The organism is Ruegeria sp. AL11 (assembly GCF_056540865.1).
Genome location: NZ_JBQFXO010000005.1, coordinates 219,545 through 236,364, shown reverse-complemented (window position 1 = coordinate 236,364; position 16,820 = coordinate 219,545). Strand labels below are relative to the sequence as shown.

At 55.6% G+C, this 16,820-nt stretch carries 18 protein-coding genes; 6 read left to right on the top strand and 12 right to left on the bottom strand.

The features are described from left to right. Positions 1–37 precede the first annotated feature (37 nt). The 8 genes from hmuQ to ACR0IP_RS10310 form a co-directional block, all read right to left on the bottom strand. Positions 38–358 (bottom strand): heme-degrading protein HmuQ, encoded by a 321-nt coding sequence (gene hmuQ, locus ACR0IP_RS10345; protein ID WP_170640471.1) that lies wholly within the window; start codon positions 356–358, stop codon positions 38–40. A gap of 84 nt (positions 359–442) precedes the next feature. After that, on the bottom strand, positions 443–820 hold the full coding sequence (locus ACR0IP_RS10340; RefSeq protein ID WP_480525386.1) for a DUF2237 family protein: 378 nt from the start codon (positions 818–820) through the stop codon (positions 443–445). A 10-nt stretch (positions 821–830) separates the two neighbouring features. Next, a complete protein-coding gene (locus ACR0IP_RS10335) occupies positions 831–1,994 on the bottom strand; it encodes a serine hydrolase domain-containing protein (protein ID WP_480525384.1) in 1,164 nt (387 codons plus the stop codon). Between the two features lie 81 nt (positions 1,995–2,075). Beyond that, a complete protein-coding gene (gene pth, locus ACR0IP_RS10330) occupies positions 2,076–2,759 on the bottom strand; it encodes an aminoacyl-tRNA hydrolase (protein ID WP_170659904.1) in 684 nt (227 codons plus the stop codon). A 137-nt stretch (positions 2,760–2,896) separates the two neighbouring features. Beyond that, on the bottom strand, positions 2,897–3,550 hold the full coding sequence (locus ACR0IP_RS10325) for a 50S ribosomal protein L25/general stress protein Ctc (RefSeq protein WP_170377725.1): 654 nt from the start codon (positions 3,548–3,550) through the stop codon (positions 2,897–2,899). 235 nt (positions 3,551–3,785) lie between these two features. Further along, a complete protein-coding gene (locus ACR0IP_RS10320; protein ID WP_170377726.1) occupies positions 3,786–4,952 on the bottom strand; it encodes an alpha-hydroxy acid oxidase in 1,167 nt (388 codons plus the stop codon). Positions 4,953–5,085: 133 nt separating this feature from the next. After that, entirely contained in the window at positions 5,086–5,877 is a 792-nt protein-coding gene (trpA, locus tag ACR0IP_RS10315) for a tryptophan synthase subunit alpha (protein WP_170377728.1), read from the bottom strand. A gap of 79 nt (positions 5,878–5,956) precedes the next feature. Then, the gene (locus tag ACR0IP_RS10310; RefSeq protein WP_170691081.1) at positions 5,957–6,445 is read right to left on the bottom strand and encodes an acyloxyacyl hydrolase; all 489 of its coding nucleotides are present in this window, start codon (positions 6,443–6,445) and stop codon (positions 5,957–5,959) included. 199 nt (positions 6,446–6,644) lie between these two features. On the opposite strand from ACR0IP_RS10310, the gene ychF reads away from it, so the two are divergent. After that, complete coding sequence (gene ychF / locus ACR0IP_RS10305) at positions 6,645–7,742, top strand: redox-regulated ATPase YchF (protein ID WP_480525381.1); 1,098 nt, start codon at positions 6,645–6,647, stop codon at positions 7,740–7,742. Between the two features lie 22 nt (positions 7,743–7,764). On the opposite strand, the gene ACR0IP_RS10300 is transcribed toward ychF, so the two are convergent. Continuing rightward, positions 7,765–8,121 carry a YybH family protein gene (locus ACR0IP_RS10300; protein ID WP_480525379.1) on the bottom strand — a complete coding sequence of 119 codons (357 nt, stop codon included), beginning with the start codon at positions 8,119–8,121 and terminating at the stop codon, positions 7,765–7,767. Positions 8,122–8,281: 160 nt separating this feature from the next. Here ACR0IP_RS10300 and ACR0IP_RS10295 point away from each other — a divergent pair, with 160 nt between their 5' ends. After that, positions 8,282–9,163, top strand: a complete 882-nt coding sequence (locus ACR0IP_RS10295) for a LysR family transcriptional regulator (RefSeq protein WP_480525377.1) — start codon at positions 8,282–8,284, stop codon at positions 9,161–9,163. A gap of 172 nt (positions 9,164–9,335) precedes the next feature. Here the strand turns inward: ACR0IP_RS10295 and ACR0IP_RS10290 are convergent, their stop codons facing one another. Continuing rightward, positions 9,336–10,415, bottom strand: a complete 1,080-nt coding sequence (locus ACR0IP_RS10290; RefSeq protein ID WP_480525375.1) for a tyrosine-type recombinase/integrase — start codon at positions 10,413–10,415, stop codon at positions 9,336–9,338. Continuing rightward, entirely contained in the window at positions 10,408–10,935 is a 528-nt protein-coding gene (locus tag ACR0IP_RS10285; RefSeq protein ID WP_480525373.1) for a hypothetical protein, read from the bottom strand. Before ACR0IP_RS10285 ends, ACR0IP_RS10290 begins: the two co-directional genes overlap by 8 nt. 123 nt (positions 10,936–11,058) lie before the next feature. On the opposite strand from ACR0IP_RS10285, the gene ACR0IP_RS10280 reads away from it, so the two are divergent. The 3 genes from ACR0IP_RS10280 to ACR0IP_RS10270 all read left to right on the top strand — a co-directional run bounded on the left by ACR0IP_RS10280 (position 11,059) and on the right by ACR0IP_RS10270 (position 14,294). Beyond that, positions 11,059–11,277 (top strand): hypothetical protein, encoded by a 219-nt coding sequence (locus ACR0IP_RS10280; protein WP_170555579.1) that lies wholly within the window; start codon positions 11,059–11,061, stop codon positions 11,275–11,277. Continuing rightward, entirely contained in the window at positions 11,274–11,405 is a 132-nt protein-coding gene (locus tag ACR0IP_RS10275) for a hypothetical protein (RefSeq protein ID WP_480525371.1), read from the top strand. Before ACR0IP_RS10280 ends, ACR0IP_RS10275 begins: the two co-directional genes overlap by 4 nt. Positions 11,406–11,981: 576 nt before the next feature. Then, positions 11,982–14,294, top strand: coding sequence for a hypothetical protein (locus ACR0IP_RS10270; protein ID WP_480525369.1), 2,313 nt, complete (start codon positions 11,982–11,984; stop codon positions 14,292–14,294). A 354-nt stretch (positions 14,295–14,648) separates the two neighbouring features. Here ACR0IP_RS10270 and ACR0IP_RS10265 read toward each other — a convergent pair whose 3' ends face one another. Next, positions 14,649–15,377: an HNH endonuclease signature motif containing protein gene (locus tag ACR0IP_RS10265; RefSeq protein ID WP_480525367.1), complete on the bottom strand. Its 729-nt coding sequence runs from the start codon at positions 15,375–15,377 to the stop codon at positions 14,649–14,651. Positions 15,378–15,710: 333 nt separating this feature from the next. Here ACR0IP_RS10265 and ACR0IP_RS10260 point away from each other — a divergent pair, with 333 nt between their 5' ends. Further along, positions 15,711–16,805 (top strand): hypothetical protein, encoded by a 1,095-nt coding sequence (locus ACR0IP_RS10260; RefSeq protein WP_480525365.1) that lies wholly within the window; start codon positions 15,711–15,713, stop codon positions 16,803–16,805. Positions 16,806–16,820 lie beyond the last annotated feature (15 nt).

The following is a 16,820-nucleotide window of genomic DNA, read 5'->3' as shown; positions in this document are numbered from 1 at the left end:
CGGATGGAACCGGCCCCCGGAAAGGGCCGGTTTTTCTTTAGCCCTCTTGCAGGACGGTTTCGAATCCTTCGAACTGCGGTGGGCCCATAAGGGCGGTTTGGGTCTTGCTGTTGCCTGCATTCTTATGCGCGTCGCGGAACTGTTCCGACTTGGTCCAGGCTTCGAAATCTGCGCGGCTGTCCCAGATCACATGGCTGGAATACAGGCGATATCCGTCGCCTTCGGGCCCTTTGAGCAGGCGGAATTCCTGAAACCCTTTCAGCTCGTTCAGACGGCTCTGGCGTTCCTTCCAGACGTTTTCAAAATCGGCTTCACTGCCGGGCAGGACCTGGAAACGGTTCATAGCGATAAAGCTCATGGCTTTCCCCATTCTGTCGTGCTTCAGGCTGGCGAAACGAAACTTTGGCTGACTGCTGTTATAGAGAGCATTCCCCGCCCGCCGTCAATTGGCGCGCGCTGCGTGTTGGCGCAGGATGTCCAGCGGCACGATCTCAAGCGCCCGCTGATGCGTGGCCTCAAGATGCACCTTTGGCGCACAGCCTTCGTCATGCGCCTGAAGGAAACGACCGGCACAGAGACACCAGCTGTCCCCGGGGTTGAGGCCCGGAAAGTTGAACTCTGGCAGAGGGGTGCTGAGGTCGTTGCCAACGTATTTCGAATAGGCCAGAAACTCAGCCGTCATGACGGCGCAGACGGTGTGGCTGCCCTGATCCTCGATGCAGGTGTTGCAGACCCCGTCGCGGAAGAACCCGGTCAAAGGGTCTTTCGAGCAATCGGCCAGAACCCCGCCGAGAACATTGATGCTGTCTTCTTTCTGCATAAGGCTCACCTTACAGGCTTTGCGCGATACTGCGGAACATTTCGACATTCTGTTCGTTGACGCCCGGATCACGGAATTTGCGATCCGCACCGGTTGTCATGATCAGAACGCCACGAGGCTGGTCGAAATACATATATTGCCCATAGACCCCGCGGGCCAGAAATTCTCCTTCATGCGCGCCAACGGGAATCCACCACTGATAGCCGTAGCCGATCTTTCCTGGCTCGGTCGGGGCGCTGGGCCAGGTCGATTCCTTGATCCACTCTGCGGGCACCAGCTGTTCGCCGTCATGCTCTCCGCCCTGTAGGATCACCTGGCCGAAGCGCGCAAAATCGCGCGTGGTGAAATTCAGACCACCCAGTACAAAAGCCACGCCAGCCCCGTCGGTGACATAGTAGCCGTCACGTTCCAGCCCCAGGGGCTGCACGATTTTCTCGGTCATCAGCTCCGTGACGCTGCGCCCGGTGGCCCCCCGGATCACCATGCCGATGACATGGGTGTCGATCGACACATACTGCCAGCTCTCTCCGGGTTCGATGAAGCTGTCCTGTAGCGCGATGGTGAAATCATCCAACTCACCGCCAAGGGCCAGTACGCGACCCATTCGGTTGATGTCAGAGTTCGGGTCAAAATAGTCCTCGTCAAAGACCACCCCGCTGGCCATGTTCAGCACATTGCGGATGGAGGCGGTCTCATAGGCGCTGCCGGTCAGGTTGGGCGCGTATTTCACCACCGGATCATCAAGCGATGTGATCGCGCCTTCGTCCAGCAGAATCCCCAGAAGCGCCGAAAGATAGCTTTTGGCCACCGACCAGGAGATGCGACGATCGTCGGGACCTGTCCCCAGATAATATTCCTCGAACCGGATCTGACCGTCCTGCATCACCAGAAGTGAGGTGACCGCGCGATCCTCAATCCAGTCATCGGTCCCTTCGGGCAAGTCAAAGCCGGGGCCGTAAGGCAGCTCCCACGTTGGGCCGTTGCCTCGGGGCAGATTGGCGGTCAGGAAAGCCTCATCCATGTGAGAGAAATTCTGGACGATCTTCTCGTCGGAAAACAAAGAGTTCACGGCCAATAGACGTTGAATTTCTTCGCGTTTCCAGACGCCGACAACCACTGCGGCCAGGACCAATGCCAGAGTGATCCGCAACACCCATTTGAACAGAGCTTTCATGAAATGCCTCCCTCTCGGTTGGTATAGGAGCGCGAGACGCCGCATTCCGCAATCAAGACCTTACGGCACCAAGGGCGTAGGCTATTTGAACTTGTCCAACAGCTTTTGCATGGCCGAGCGGTTGTCTTCTTCGGGCACAGGCTTCGCCTCAGGTTTTGGGGCCGATTTTTCGGGCTTTGGCGAGGTGGAAGAGCGGGGCGGCGCAGTACGCAAAGCCACCGCATTCATGAACTTGCCGCCGTCACCATCCGCAAGATGGCCCGCGCCGTCTGCAACGCCGCGCAGTACGTCTTCCAGCCAGTCCCCATCGGCTTTGGCAAAGTCACCCAGAACATAGGGCGAGACCATCTCTTTCCGTCCGGGATGCCCGATGCCCAAACGCACCCGATCATAGGCCGGACTGATATGCTCATGAATGGATCGCAGCCCATTATGCCCTGCATGACCACCGCCCGCCTTGACCCGCACTTTGCCAGGCGCAAGGTCCAGCTCGTCGTGGAAAACGGTCACGTCGGTTGAGTCGAGCTTGTAGAACCGCATCGCCTCGCCCACGGATTGACCCGAGCGATTCATGAAGGTCTGCGGCTTGATCAGAAGCACCTTTTCGTGCCCAAGACGCCCCTCGGCAATCTCGGCCTGAAACTTGGATTTCCATGGGCCAATACCATGATCATCGGCAATCCGGTCCAGCGCCATGAAGCCGATATTGTGCCGGTTGTGGGCATATTTCGATCCCGGGTTCCCCAATCCGACAAATAGCTTCATGCCACAATCCTCTTTCGCATGCCTTCAGCGCAGAGGGGTGATGGCATGAAATGGCATCCGTTTTCCAGTCCGATGGCAAAAGAAAACGGGGCCCGATGTTGGGCCCCGTTTCACAATCCGACAATTCGAATTCGGATTTATTCTTCAGCTTCTTCCTGGCCGACGACTTCTACTTCGTCCGCGGCCACTTCTTCGCCGTCTTCGTCGTCGCTGGTCGACAGACCGGTCGGTGCCGAAACGTTGGCGATCACAAAGTCACGGTCGATGGTCGGCTTGGTGCCTGCGGGCAGGTCAACCGACGAGATGGTGACAACGTCGTTGATCTCCATGCCTGTCAGATCAACGGTGATCTTCTCAGGAATGTCGCCAGCGGTGCACATCAGTTCGACTTCCGGGCGAACAACGGTCAGAACGCCGCCCTTCTTGATGCCGGGGGCTGCTTCTTCGTTGACGAATTCAACCGGGATGAACAGCGCGATCTTGGTGGTCCGACGCAGGCGCATCAGATCCAGGTGGGTCGGCAGGTCTTTGACGACGTCACGCTGTACGTCGCGGCAGATGACGCGTACGTCTTCGTGGCCTTCAACCTTCAGGTTCCACAGGGTCGACTTGAAACGACCTGCTTTCAGGCGCTTGAACAGTTCGTTGAACGGGATCTTGATTGCCAGCGGATCTTTGTCGCCACCAAAAACAACGCCCGGAACCATGCCTTCGCGGCGGGTCTGACGAGCGGCGCCCTTGCCTGTCCCCGTCCGTTCCAGAGCTACGAGATCAGGAATCTCTCCAGCCATGATATATTCTCCAATGTTAGGGCGGGCATCCTCCAAGGCTGTATGCCCGCGTGAAGCCGCGTCCTTAGCTTGTTTCTTACGGTTTGGAAAGCAGTAATTTGCGAGGCTCTGCCTCGCGCTCCGAGGTATTTTCAAACAGAAGAAGATGCGAAGCGCCCGTTGCTTCTTCTGTTCAACAATACCTCGGGGGAGTCGCCCCTTCAGGCGCGGCGGGGGCAGCGCCCCCTGTGCCGGCTCAGCTTTGCCAGCGCCCGCCGAAATCTTCGGGCACAAGCAGGTTGTGGCGGCCCAGATCTGCGACATTGCGCTCGCCGCACAGGGCCATCGTGGTATCAAGCTCCTTCTGAATGACGTCCAAGGCGGTCGTCACGCCAGATTGACCCATTGCGCCTAGCCCGTAGACGAAAGCGCGGCCGATATAGGTGCCCTTTGCCCCCAGTGCCAAAGCCTTTAGGACGTCCTGACCCGAGCGGATGCCGCTGTCCAGATGCACTTCGACATCTCCGCCGACAGCGTCCATGATCTCGGGCAGCATGCGGATCGAACTCAGCGCACCGTCCAGTTGCCGGCCGCCGTGATTCGACACAATGATAGCGTCCGCGCCGAGTTTGGCCGCCATCTTGGCATCTTCGGCGTCGAGTATGCCTTTCAGGATCACTTTGCCGCCCCATTGCTCCATCAGCTTTTCGACCTTTGTCCAGTCGAGGCTGGGATCGAATTGCTCAGCCGTCCACGCGCCTAAGGATGAGGCGTCGGAGATACCTTCGACATGACCGACGATGTTGCCAAACTCGCGCCGCTTGGCTCGCAGCATCTCGATCCCCCACGACCATTTCGTCATCAGGTTGGCGATGGTTTTAGGTGTGAGTTTCGGTGGGGCAGAAAGGCCGTTCTTCAGGTCTTTGTGGCGTTGACCAAGAATCTGCAAATCCAGCGTAATCACCAGTGCGGAGCACTTGGCATCCTTGGCCCGCTGGATCAGGCGGCTGACATAGTCTTCATCCTTCATGGTGTAGAGCTGGAACCAGAACGGCTTGGTGGTGTATTCCGCCACATCTTCGATCGAGTTGATCGACATTGTGGAAAGAGTGAAGGGCACGCCGAATTCCTCGGCAGCTTTGGCTGCCTTCATTTCCCCGTCCGCGTGTTGCATGCCGGTCAGCCCGACAGGGGCAAGTGCGACCGGAAGCGTCACGTCCTCACCAATCATCTGCGATGCGGTTGACCGGCCTGCCATATCCACTGCCACCCTTTGGCGCAGGCGGATTTTCTCGAAATCCGAGCTGTTTTCGCGAAAGGTCTGCTCGGTCCAACTGCCGCTTTCCGCATAGTCGTAGAACATGCGCGGCACACGGCGTTCGTAGATCCGGCGCAGGTCTTCAATCGTCGTAATCACGGGCATGTTCGGGAACCTTCCTTGAGTTGACCCGAACTGTGTAACCGGCCAGAGGGCAGTTTCGCAACGCTATCGCGCAATCAAAAAACGCGGCTGTTCCAGGTCAGCCGCGTCTCAAAAGCAACCTGATCGTCGAGGCTTACGCAGAATGGGCACCATCCGCGAGGGACTTCACGAAATCCAGAACCTCGGCCACTGGCTTGCCCGCGCCGATCTGGCTGACGATGGCCGACCCAACAACCGCCCCATCCGCGACTGAGGCGATGGCCTGCGATTTCTCGGGTGTGTTGATGCCAAAGCCAACAATGACCGGAAGCTCGGTGGCGGATTTGATCCGGGCGACCTCGGGGCCGACATTGGTGGCCTGCGCCTCCGCCGCTCCGGTGATTCCGGTGATCGAGACGTAGTAAACAAAGCCCGAGGTGTTCTGCAGCACGCGGGGCAAGCGTTTGTCGTCGGTGGTTGGCGTCGCGAGGCGGATGAAGTTCAGACCCGCGGCTTGGGCGGGCAGGCAAAGCTCCTCGTCTTCTTCGGGCGGCAGGTCGACGACGATTAAGCCGTCGATGCCCGCAGCTTTGGCCTCTTCCAGAAACGCATCGACGCCACGGTTGTAGATCGGATTGTAGTAGCCCATCAGAACAATCGGGGTCGTGTCATCGGTTTCCCGAAACGCGCGCGCCAGATCCAGCGTGCGTTGCAGGGTCATGCCGCCATCCAAGGCACGCTGACCTGCAAGTTGGATCGTCGGCCCATCCGCCATCGGGTCGGTAAAGGGCAGGCCAAGCTCGATCACATCCACCCCCGCGCCGGGCAGCCCTTTGACGACCTCAAGCGAGGTCTCATAGTCTGGGTCGCCTGCCATCACATAGGCGACAAAGGCCTTTTTCCCCTCGGCTTTCAGAGCGGCAAACTTGGCGTCGATACGGGTCATGGCATGTCCTTGCAGTCAGGTTCGGACCTGATGTGCAGAAAGTTTTGCCGAAAATCAATCCCGCCTGAGCTGCAAAGCCTCAGAACGCGAAGTGATAGCGGAAAAGCAGGGCGTTGACGCCCGGATTATCCTCTTGCGTGCTGGCGTTGGATTTGTGGGTGATCGCCAGCGACACCTTGTTGCCATTGTCCAGTGTGTAACCCACCCCAAGAAGACTGCGGATCTGAAAGCTGCCACCCAGATCGTTCAGCTCGTCGGCTTCGGAAAAGTAGCCTGGCAAAACGCTGCCTTCCAGAAACCAGCGGTCGTTTAGAGAATAGAGGCCAACCAGACCCGCGCCGATATGGGTATCGCCCGCTTCGTCGATCGAAAGGGCTGCGCCCCACCCAACGCTGAACCGGGTGGCCTGATGAAACGGACGGTGCTGGTATTCCAGAGCGATAAGCGCATGATCGTCCGAGTCGCTGTCCGAGAAATCTGCGAAACCAGCCCCTAGAATAATGGACTGGGCATGCGCCATGCCGGCGCTGATGGCCAGAACAGCCGAAAAAGCGAGGAGTTTCTTCATAGGAACATTTCCGTTTGGTCTTCGATGTTCCTTTTCACGTGCTTATTCCAATGGCCTCTTTTCAATGCGCCCGCGAACACAACAGGGGAACAAATCCGTGAATCCAGCGTGAGGGTGAAGGGCGCTCTCCGGCCACATTGGCTTGCGCATTCACGCTGACCCGCCTAGAAGCAGCCGCGAAAAGCATCAGGAGACCGTCATGGGCTTTAAAATGGGAATCGTGGGTTTGCCGAATGTGGGCAAGTCGACCCTCTTCAACGCGCTGACCAAAACCGCAGCCGCCCAGGCCGCGAATTTCCCGTTCTGCACCATCGAACCCAATGTGGGCGACGTGGCCGTTCCTGATGACAGGTTGGACAAGTTGGCGGCGATCGCGGCCTCGAAGCAGATCATCCCGACACGGATGACCTTTGTGGATATCGCTGGTCTGGTAAAAGGGGCCTCGAAAGGTGAAGGGCTGGGCAACCAGTTTCTGGCAAATATCCGTGAGACCGACGCTATCGCCCATGTGCTGCGCTGTTTCGAAGACGGCGATGTGACCCATGTAGACGGCCGAGTTGACCCGGTGGCCGATGCCGACACGATCGAGACCGAGCTGATGCTGGCCGATCTGGAAAGCATCGAAAAGCGCCGCGCCAATCTGGTGCGCAAGCTGAAGGGCAATGACAAAGAGGCGCAGCAACAGGACCGTTTGCTGGCCGAGGCGCAGGAGATGCTGGAAAACGGCAAGCCCGCGTGTCTTGTTGAGGTCTCGGACGAAGACGCCAAAGCGTGGAAGATGCTACAGCTTCTGACAACAAAGCCTGTGCTTTACGTCTGCAACGTGTCCGAAGAAGAAGCCGCCGAGGGCAACGAGTACTCCGCCAAGGTGGCCGAAATGGCCGCCGCGCAGGGGAACGCGCACGTCATCATCAGCGCCAAGATCGAAGAAGAGATCAGCCTGTTGGAAGAGGACGAGGCTGAGATGTTCCTAAGCGAGATGGGTCTGGAGGAACCTGGCCTCGATCGTCTGATCCGCGCCGGTTACGACCTGCTCAAGCTGGAAACCTATTTCACTGTCGGCCCGAAAGAGGCCCGCGCTTGGACTATCCGCACCGGCACCGCAGCGCCGCAGGCCGCGGGCGTCATCCATGGGGATTTCGAGAAAGGCTTCATCCGCGCCGAGACCATCGCCTATGACGACTACATCGCCGCCAATGGCGAGCAGGGCGCCAAGGAAGCTGGCAAGATGCGGGCTGAGGGCAAGGGCTACATCGTCAAAGATGGCGATGTGATGCACTTCCTTTTCAACACGTAAGTCAGTAGGTCACGGTAGGTTTTCAAAGCGCTTCGTTCAAGCTGCACTGGGCGATCAACCACTTACCATCTGCCTGTTGATACAAAACGTTTAGGGATGTGCCGCTGGCGGCACTTCCTTCACTAAAGCGAGCGAGACACCAGCCAAAGCGGCCTTCAGCATCCGCGTGCAGGACCTCGATTGCTTTGTCCTCGCCTTCTTCTTCAACCCACTCCTCATGCGTCGTCTCGATTGCTGGCCGACCGATAGCTGCGGGGCCATAAGGCGAATAGAGTTCCGCATTGTCCGTGAAGTATGATGCACATCCTGCTGCATCCTTGGACCGGTAACTTTGAACGTACCCGTCAAACACCTGTTGAAAAAGGTCTTTGGCTTCCATTTTGAACCTCGCCAATTTGCAATCCTTTTCAATATAAGTCTCGGTGAACCTGCGCGACAACAACGCAATTCCGTCCCTATCGACGGACGAGCAGACGGCGCTCTTTCTTTAGGCTACAACGGCTTGAGCGACCTCGAGCCTCAAAGTGGACGACCAGCGCATGATCGAAATCCGAGACCTCCAACTCCTCAGCGCGCTTGCGCGGCATCGGCATTTTGCCAAAGCGGCTGAGGAGTGCGGGATTTCTCAGCCAGCCTTCTCGATGCGCATCCGCAATCTTGAGGACCGGTTGGGTGTCTCGATTGTCCGACGTGCCAATCGGTTTCAGGGCCTGACCGAAGAGGGTGAGATGATCGTCCTGCGGGCGCGGCGCATTCTGGATGATGCCAAGGCGTTGGAGCAGCAGGTGCAGGCTGCAAAGGGCGAGATTACCGGCACGTTGATGCTGGGTGTGATCCCGACCGCCATCGCCTTTACCGGACGACTGACGAAACATTTGCGTAAAGCGCATCCGCGGATCGTAACCCGGATCGAGACCATGTCGGCCTCGGCCATTCAGCATCGGCTGGACGAAGGCAGCCTGGATGCGGGCGTGACCTATGGCGACAGCATCGGCACCGATTTGCGGCAGGTACAGCCTCTTTACGAGGAAACTTATGTCCTCCTGACCCCTGCGCATATGGTCGAGGATACCGGCCCGATCCCTTGGGCCAAGGTCGCTGAATTCCCCCTCAGCCTGCTGGTGCCGCAAATGCAGAACCGGCGTATTCTGGATCGGATCTTTCTGGATCAGGGGCTGCACCCGGATGTGGTGGCCGAAACCAGCGGCTTTACCGCCTCGATGGTGATGGCGCGCGAAGGGTTGGCGGCCACTGTGGTTCCGCGTGTTCTGCTGCGATCTCTGGGCGATCTGAAGGGGACCAAAGTGCTGCCCTTGATCGACCCGGTCGTAAGCAAACCGATCTGCCTCGCGACCCTGACACGAGATCCGGAATTGCCAACGGTCGAGGCCCTACGGAGGGTTGTGACGTCTTTGCGGTGATAAGGCGTCTAAGACATTGCCTAACGATGCTAGGGGCTAGTCTTATTTAATAACAATACTGTTGTATTCGTTAGTAGTTATTAATTAGGGTAAAGGCTGTAAGGTTCTCCGCTTTTCCCCGCCGTTTGCCCGCCGTTGTTCTCTGGTTGTTCAGGCTTTAGGCCTGGAGTGCCTACACCATCCCGTCTAGTGCCTGAACAGCTTCCCGACGGTCCTCGTCGTCCGGTTTAACGTACATCAAGGTTTCCTCAATTTTGCTGTGCCCCAAAAGTTGTTGAAGTGTGCGCGGGTTGACCCCGGCGCGCAGCGCGTTGGTCGCGAACAGGTGGCGACAACCGTGGACCGGAGAAAAGTTGGCGGGCAGACCGAGTTCGTGCTTGACGCGTTTCCCGGCACTTGAAACCGAGCTTGGAGAGCGCGGAGAGGAGCCTTCACCCGGGAATACATAGCTGGCCCCACCGCCGCGTATTTTCGCCTCTCGGAGAAGCTGCAGAGCGGTGGAAGAAAGTGGGATTGTCCGCTTTGCCGCCTTCGTCTTTGGTGGCCCGACAACAAGTCCCTTGCCGCTAACGTTTGTGACCACCTGCCGAACCTGAAGTTCTTGGCGCTCAAAATCAACGTTGTCCCATGTCAACCCACACAGTTCTGCCCGCCTCATGCCTGTGGCCGCTGCCAGCCGAAACAGAGGCCCGTGCTTGGTGAGGTCTGTCAGTTTCAAAAACTCGCGCATCTGCTCAAGAGGCGGCACCACGCGCTCTGCTTTGTCATCGTCACCAGCAACCTTGGCTGCAGAGCAGGGGTTGTGGGCAATCAGCTTAAGTTCAATTGCGTCTGACAGTGCCTTTGACAACACCGCCTTGTAGGTACGCAAACTGCTGTTCGCCACCCCGCGCTGCTTCATCGCCGAAAGCCAGAACTGAACGTCTTGTGTGTCAACCTTCGCCAGTTTGACCCTGCCGATGTGTCGGTCTATGTCCGCGATGATGGGTTGGTACTTGGCGGCTGTGACCGGGCGAATCAGGCCCATAGTTTCTTGGTTGACTATCCAGTCCCGCAGATATTTACCCAATGTGCCCTTGGCTGTGGTTCCGCCTTGTAGCTGCCGCCTCGCAAGTTCGTACTTGGCTTCAGCATATGTGTCAAACGTCTTGCTAGGCGCGTGAACCCGGCTACCGTCAGGCAGTGTCTTTTCCGACTTCACCCGCCAACGTGGCTTGCCTGATTTTGTCTTCGTGCGTTCGATACTAGCCATCCCGGTTCCTCCGATATTGTGCGCCAGACTTGCAGCTGGGGCCGCACCAAGCGGCTGACGACCGCTTGGGGACGATGTAGCGGTGGCAGTATCCACACTGAATTATTGGCCTGCCTTCACCGATTGTTTTCACACCAGACAACGCGATAGCGACCAAAGGGTTGGAGGTTTCCGGTGTGAACTGTCCGCCTTTGGTGTGCAGCCAGTGGAGGTGCGGCAAAATCAGGTTGACGGTTGTATCCAAGGCCAGTTCCGCATTCTCGGGCTTCAGAGTTTGCAGGGCGTCACCTTCAGGCGTGTATGCACTGATTAAGTTCTCACAAGCCTTAAGAACGCTCTCCAGTGGTTTGAGGTCGGTTGGACCTGTTAACTCCGCAAGGGTTGCTGACAACGCGCCAAGTTGGGCTTCCGACTGCGGGTTGTAAATCCCGACCAAAAAGTGAAGCGCTCTGAACCGCAGTTCATGGCCTTTGGCGTCTGATATTTCCCGCAGTAGGGCCTGTTGTCGTTTCTCAATCATGCTGTAATCCTGTGCTGTACGCCAAAGCGTCTCTCTTAAAGTATAGGGCTTTACTGCGCAAGTAAATAGCGCTACGGTTCCTATACTATAAACAGCCTATTTTAACGAATAACGGTGAGACAAATGAGTGATGAACTGAAGTTCGAAAATATCGAACCCGGCGCTGAATATACCCCGCCCGAGGTGGCATCGGCGCTGAACCTGAACTTGGGCTATGTGCTGTTCCTGATGCGGGAACGGTTGCTTGAATATGTGGAGTACAGCCCGCGCGTGAGGCGTATTCCTGGCAAGGCAATTATTGCGTACCGCGAACGCAAGACGCGGAAGGCGGTTGTGGCATGAAGCCAATGACCCTGCGAGATGAAGAACTGATCGGCGCGATCAAACACGCGGCTGCGAACGGCTACGGCGTCAAGGTTGAGAACAAGACAGAACTGCGCACCGCCCAAAGCATAGTCAGCGCCTTGTGAGTAGATGTTCGGCTCATGCTCTACGACCCAATCAGCGAAACCTACAAGATTGAGCCGTAGCGCATCCCTAGCTCAGAGCAATTTTGCACGTTAAGGTTGCAACCTCCGAAAATAGATTACCCCCCGCATCTCGGCGACCGGGGGCCAATACAACAAGGAGCAGATCTTACACGAAAATGCCCCAAGCTTACACGAAATATACCCCTGATAAGCGTCTGTTAAAAGGCGAATATTTGGCGTGTGTTTTAAGCACGAGTACCGATGAGTACACCCATACAGGAATACAAGGAAGAACCCACGACCGTTCGAGCAGTCGTGGGCCAATCTTTCAACCAAGTCTGTGGGAATGTACAACCATAGGTAGTTTATTTCTACCCGTGGCCGGAGTAAAGCCCCTGCAGGCGCAAGCAGGGGGGAAATCCTGTGATCGAACCAGACAAAATACCGTCGCCCGAGCATGACGACACCGAAGCCAACGAAAGCAGACTTACATCCGTAAAACCGTGGACTGCGGTCGTTCCGGCAACTCACTCTGAACCGCCCAAGTTAAGGGCCTCAGTTTCGCAGAGACTGAAATTGGCTGACGGCACAGTGATTAAGGACGCCGAATTCCGGTTCGCAACTTCCTGGGTGTACTATCGGGTTGTAGAAGACCAGCACGGCGTAAAAAAGAAAGAGGTGCTGTTTGTGCGTGGCCGGTACAATTACAAGGCCGAAGACAGCAAAATTTATAAGACCTACAGAACTTGGTACGCGATCAAATATGACGAAGGCGGCAACGGTTGGGCGTGTACTGGCACGACGGAAAAGCTGCTGCCGATGCTGGCCGAAGGAAGATGGCCTCTGTACGGTCTGGACCTTCTAAATCACTTCGATGCTGCTGAGGTCTGGCTGGTCGAAGGCGAAAAGGCAGCGGACTACATCAACACCGTTCTCAAACCGAGGGGCGTAGTTGCTGTTTCTGCATCTGTGTATGGTGCGCTGACAAGTGAACGCGCGGTCAACTCCTATGATCTGTCTGTTCTCAAACACCGACGAGTTGTGGTCTGGCCGGACAACGACGAACGCGGCAAGCGGATGGGCCGGTTACTAACAGCGATGAACCCCACTTGGAGGATGGTGGACTATCCCTCGGACACCCCTAGAAGCTGGGATGTTGCTGACCAAGCCGAAACCCCGCTGTCTCGTGATCTTGTTGACCTTGCTAAAGCAGCACAGCCAAACCCAACCGGAGAACCGTTTCTGCGCACCAGCTACGATTACAACGATATGCCCAGACCCGGCGACAAAACCAATGAAGGACGCCGCATTGAATATTGGCGACCACTGCGCCCAGAACTGTCAATCGACAATGCTATCCCGGTTCTGACAAACAGCGAAACTCTGTTCAATATGTCTGGCCGCACTGTCGGTATCAGCGAGCGCGTCTTGGTTGGTGCGCACGTCCTTGGCACTGAGGACAAAGAACCCGTCAAAGCCAAGCTGATGTTCGAACCACCGGCCAATGTTGTTGCCGAACAGGTCAACCGATGCGTGGAATTCGGTTTAGTGGTGACGGAAGAAGACGACAACGGGACAGAGTTTTTCCATTGGGCGCCAAAGAACACACCCGTTCATGTGGGGGCTGTAATTCGCGGTCGCCAAGCCCAAGGACTTTCACAGCTTGTCGGGGTCATCGACTATCCCGCCTTCGACAACAAAGGTCGCCTGCTTCAAGGCTCCGGCTACGACAAAGCCACGATGCTCTACCTGAACAGCCCACAGCTGAATATCCGGTTTGGTGACACAGAACAGCGGGCAAAGGCAAGCTGGCAATGGCTCCAGGACAATGTGTTCTGCGACGTGTTGTTTGAGGCGGACGTGGACCGTGCGATGGCCGTGGCCGCTCCGTTGACGCTGATGGTGAAACGGTCACATTTCATCGCAACTCCCGGCGTGTTGGTGAATGCGTTCATACAGAAGACCGGCAAGACCACGCTGTGTAATATGTGGTCGTTGATGGTACTGAACGCGCGGTGCGCTGCCAGCCCCTACGGAACGGACGAAGCCGAACGCCAAAGACAGTTGATAAGTTTCGCCCGCCAAGGTCCAGCTATGATTGTGTTCGACAATATACCGGACAACGGAATTATTGACGACGCAACGCACTCTCGTTTTATCACCAGCACTGTCGTAAATGACCGACTGCTCGGGGCCTCTGAAACGATTGAAGCATATTCAACGTTCCTGATGGTGTACAACGGGAACAACATTTCAAAAGGCACAGACATAGCGTCTCGTTTGTACGAGGTAAGGTTGTTCTCACCTACGGACAAACCAGAGCTACGGAAGTTCAAGCATCCCGACGCCGAGCAATATGTAGTGGACAATCGGCTTGAAATACTCAGACACCTAGCAACCATCTACGCCGCAAACCAAGCTGCCAACTCACCGAAATATGACGCAAGCAAGAACACCCGGTTCTTGCAATGGGACCGTGCTGTGCGGTCCGCTGTAGAGTTTGCCTCCGGTATTGACCCTGTGCGCCCAGAAGAACAAGGAGACCTGCCCGCTGACCTTGGTGCACTGAAAGCGTTCCTTGAGGTTCTTTGGACCAAACAGGCGTTGCAAAAACACCAACATGACAAAGGAGTGTTGGCAGTAACCGCGCGGAAAATACTAGATGACCCCGACCTGAAGTCGAAGTTCGAAGAACTCTACTACGCCGCCAATGGGGTGTCGCCAGGCAACCTCAATGCGCGGGCTGTTAGTGCGTTGCTGAGGAAGTACAGACAACGGCCTGTTGGCCTATTGTCGTTGAACCTTCTTTCGGGGTCTAGAAAGACAACGTTGTTCGGGGCTAGGAGCGCAGAAAACAAGCCCCAAGAACCAGAGAACATACCGTTCTAGGCTGACAGTAACGTATGGGCCTTTACGCCCCATAGGGGGGGCAAAAGGTGCAAATGGGAGCCCTTACTCCGATTTGCCCCCCAGCGTAAAGTTCTGTTATAGAACGGAAAAAGGTGAAAGCGGTGCAAGCGGCGCAAAATCTCCCCTAGCAAAACTATTTTGATCTAGAATCTGAGACAGTTATACGCGCCTAGGTGCATTTTCCCCGTTTTCCCCGTTTTGCCCCCTTACTTCCGTATCTATACCTACTTGCAGTTTAGTGGTGAGGAGCTCTTACCTACTCTCGGTAATAATCCACCGTTACTTGCCCGACGTGCGGCGCTGGCCCCAAAACTAGCAGCACAAGTATGACGGTCAATCGGCGTTGTTCGGGTCAACATAGTACCAGATTCCCGTGGTTGCTTCCCAGTAGCAATCATCCACGCCTTTGCGCCTGCCTGTCCAAACTACGTCCTCAGGAACGGTGTAATATCGCCTGAGAACTTCCTCTGACGATGGAACCTTTCTATTAACAAAATAACTTAAGTGCTGATTTGACCGAAACGCTCCGTCGGGCGAACCGTCATGCTCTGGTACACGCGCGAATGCCTCAATTGGGGAATCCGGCGACAGTATCGACGGCTTTGATTTTCGTGCCGACTTTTTCGTTGCTTTCTTCTCAACCTTGGGTATCTCGCTGACCCACTTATTCGCTTTTGTTAGGTCAGCGACCTTCTTGAGCGGTGCGCGGCGAACCTCGTTGTTGTACCTCCGAGTAACCAATTCTAGGTTTGTGGGCCGGTTGTCATCAGGCTTGTTGTTGATGTGGTGAACATCCAAATCTCTTGGCGGCCACTTACCGAGGCCGACTGCTACGATGAAACGGTGCACGAGAATTCGCTTATCGCTGTCTGGAAAGTACTGGTAGCTAATCTCGTCTCGGTTGATGGCTCCGTTGTCTCTTTGATCTGCTACTTGACCTGTTGGAAAATCAAAGTCTGTACGAGCAATCAGTTCCTCCAAATCCGGGTAAGGGTTTTCACCCGGAAGATGTGTCCTGTAATCCGATTTTAGTAGTTCAATTATGAATTCAGTGTCCTGCATCTACCAAAGAACCCCCCAAAAAAGATCCGACAAACAAGCACCGGATGGTCTCATCGTGATATTACCATGGATGTTTTTTGCGCCGGTTAAAAGAGGTGTACATACCAGAGGATCAGTTGTTTTCGCCTCCCGCTTAAATCGTGTTGGGTGCGTCGCCTAGAGCGTACCCGATACGCAGACCTACGCAGTATTTAGGAGTATCATGTTTGGATTTGCGAAAGGCAGAACCTACAAATCCGCGTCATACATGCTAGGTTTTTTGTTAAGATTGATTTTGTGGACGCAGTATCGAACAGGAATATTCAAAAATATTGATGAAATGGGAGTGTTAGCATGTCACCGTTGAGCACTACGGCTATTGTTGTATCGGTTTTGATTCCGACATTGTGTTATTCGCAACAAAACGCAAACTCAGCCCTATCTTCGACTGACGGTTTCAACCCATCGTCGACCGCGCAAAGTGTTCCGCCGTTGGCGGATGACTTACTTGGCACTCAAACGCATGAAACCGCAGCGAAGGAACGCGCCGCAAAATTTCAGAATATCTATTGGACGGGAACATCCGGTGGTGCATCAGTAGAAGCTACTGTGGACCAGAGCGGCAACATTGTGGTGACCGGAAATGGGTTCGAGGTGACTCTGTCGTCAAATGGAGAATTCATCTCTCGCACCCAATCTTTTAATTCAACACTAAGCAACATCGACTACAATGCCTTAGCACTGATTGATATCCCGCCATTTTCACCAGAAGAACGCTGGAGAGGTGTGGTGAAGACAAACCCTCAAAACTTCACAGCAACACATGATGGAGTTCCGTTACCAAGTGGAGGCTTGGAAGGGGAAGCCCTAAAAGCCTATGAAATGTGTAAGTTGGTCGCCGACGAAAAAGTGCTCGAAGGCCGACTCGCGGATCAAGCGGCGGCATCGCCAGGTGCCGCAATGGTAAACACTGAACTAGATAAATTTCTTTTTGAACGGGGCGTAAGCGCTATGGACCTCGAAAATGAAAAACGCAGATTTATCGTCGAAGCCCAGAGAAAAACTGAAAGAAGAGAAAACCGCTATCGAAATGATTGGGAACGACAATTGTATACTACTGGCGCCTCAGCTGCAGGCCCGGCGGAAGGAATGGGGGAATTGGCGGGCCCATGGATAGCGAACGGGGCTTATGGTGCAGCTACTGTCGGCACAGCTACGATGCTATCTGGGCCAATGGGCGCTGCTGCTGCTGGCGCTTTGATAAGCACCGCTGGAACTCCAGTTGGAGGGGTGGGTGCAAAAGTTGGCAAGGGCTACGGCCGAGTTATTGACGAGACAGGCAACAACCCATTCATGCCCAGCCCAATTCCAAGTAACTCGCCTGTTCCTGAAAGATCAGTCATTGAAAGCTTAGGCGTCGCTTTCGACAAACTAATGGGTGGCGAATAGCACAGTCAATTTAAC

Excerpts from the sequence above, each read along its gene's own strand:
- hmuQ (WP_170640471.1), bottom strand. The coding sequence starts at position 358 with ATGAGCTTTATCGCTATGAACCGTTTCCAGGTCCTGCCCGGCAGTGAA.
- ACR0IP_RS10340 (WP_480525386.1), bottom strand. The coding sequence starts at position 820 with ATGCAGAAAGAAGACAGCATCAATGTTCTCGGCGGGGTTCTGGCCGAT.
- ACR0IP_RS10335 (WP_480525384.1), bottom strand. The coding sequence starts at position 1,994 with ATGAAAGCTCTGTTCAAATGGGTGTTGCGGATCACTCTGGCATTGGTC.
- pth (WP_170659904.1), bottom strand. The coding sequence starts at position 2,759 with ATGAAGCTATTTGTCGGATTGGGGAACCCGGGATCGAAATATGCCCAC.
- ACR0IP_RS10325 (WP_170377725.1), bottom strand. The coding sequence starts at position 3,550 with ATGGCTGGAGAGATTCCTGATCTCGTAGCTCTGGAACGGACGGGGACA.
- ACR0IP_RS10320 (WP_170377726.1), bottom strand. The coding sequence starts at position 4,952 with ATGCCCGTGATTACGACGATTGAAGACCTGCGCCGGATCTACGAACGC.
- trpA (WP_170377728.1), bottom strand. The coding sequence starts at position 5,877 with ATGACCCGTATCGACGCCAAGTTTGCCGCTCTGAAAGCCGAGGGGAAA.
- ACR0IP_RS10310 (WP_170691081.1), bottom strand. The coding sequence starts at position 6,445 with ATGAAGAAACTCCTCGCTTTTTCGGCTGTTCTGGCCATCAGCGCCGGC.
- ychF (WP_480525381.1), top strand. The coding sequence starts at position 6,645 with ATGGGCTTTAAAATGGGAATCGTGGGTTTGCCGAATGTGGGCAAGTCG.
- ACR0IP_RS10300 (WP_480525379.1), bottom strand. The coding sequence starts at position 8,121 with ATGGAAGCCAAAGACCTTTTTCAACAGGTGTTTGACGGGTACGTTCAA.
- ACR0IP_RS10295 (WP_480525377.1), top strand. The coding sequence starts at position 8,282 with ATGATCGAAATCCGAGACCTCCAACTCCTCAGCGCGCTTGCGCGGCAT.
- ACR0IP_RS10290 (WP_480525375.1), bottom strand. The coding sequence starts at position 10,415 with ATGGCTAGTATCGAACGCACGAAGACAAAATCAGGCAAGCCACGTTGG.
- ACR0IP_RS10285 (WP_480525373.1), bottom strand. The coding sequence starts at position 10,935 with ATGATTGAGAAACGACAACAGGCCCTACTGCGGGAAATATCAGACGCC.
- ACR0IP_RS10280 (WP_170555579.1), top strand. The coding sequence starts at position 11,059 with ATGAGTGATGAACTGAAGTTCGAAAATATCGAACCCGGCGCTGAATAT.
- ACR0IP_RS10275 (WP_480525371.1), top strand. The coding sequence starts at position 11,274 with ATGAAGCCAATGACCCTGCGAGATGAAGAACTGATCGGCGCGATCAAA.
- ACR0IP_RS10265 (WP_480525367.1), bottom strand. The coding sequence starts at position 15,377 with ATGCAGGACACTGAATTCATAATTGAACTACTAAAATCGGATTACAGG.
- ACR0IP_RS10260 (WP_480525365.1), top strand. The coding sequence starts at position 15,711 with ATGTCACCGTTGAGCACTACGGCTATTGTTGTATCGGTTTTGATTCCG.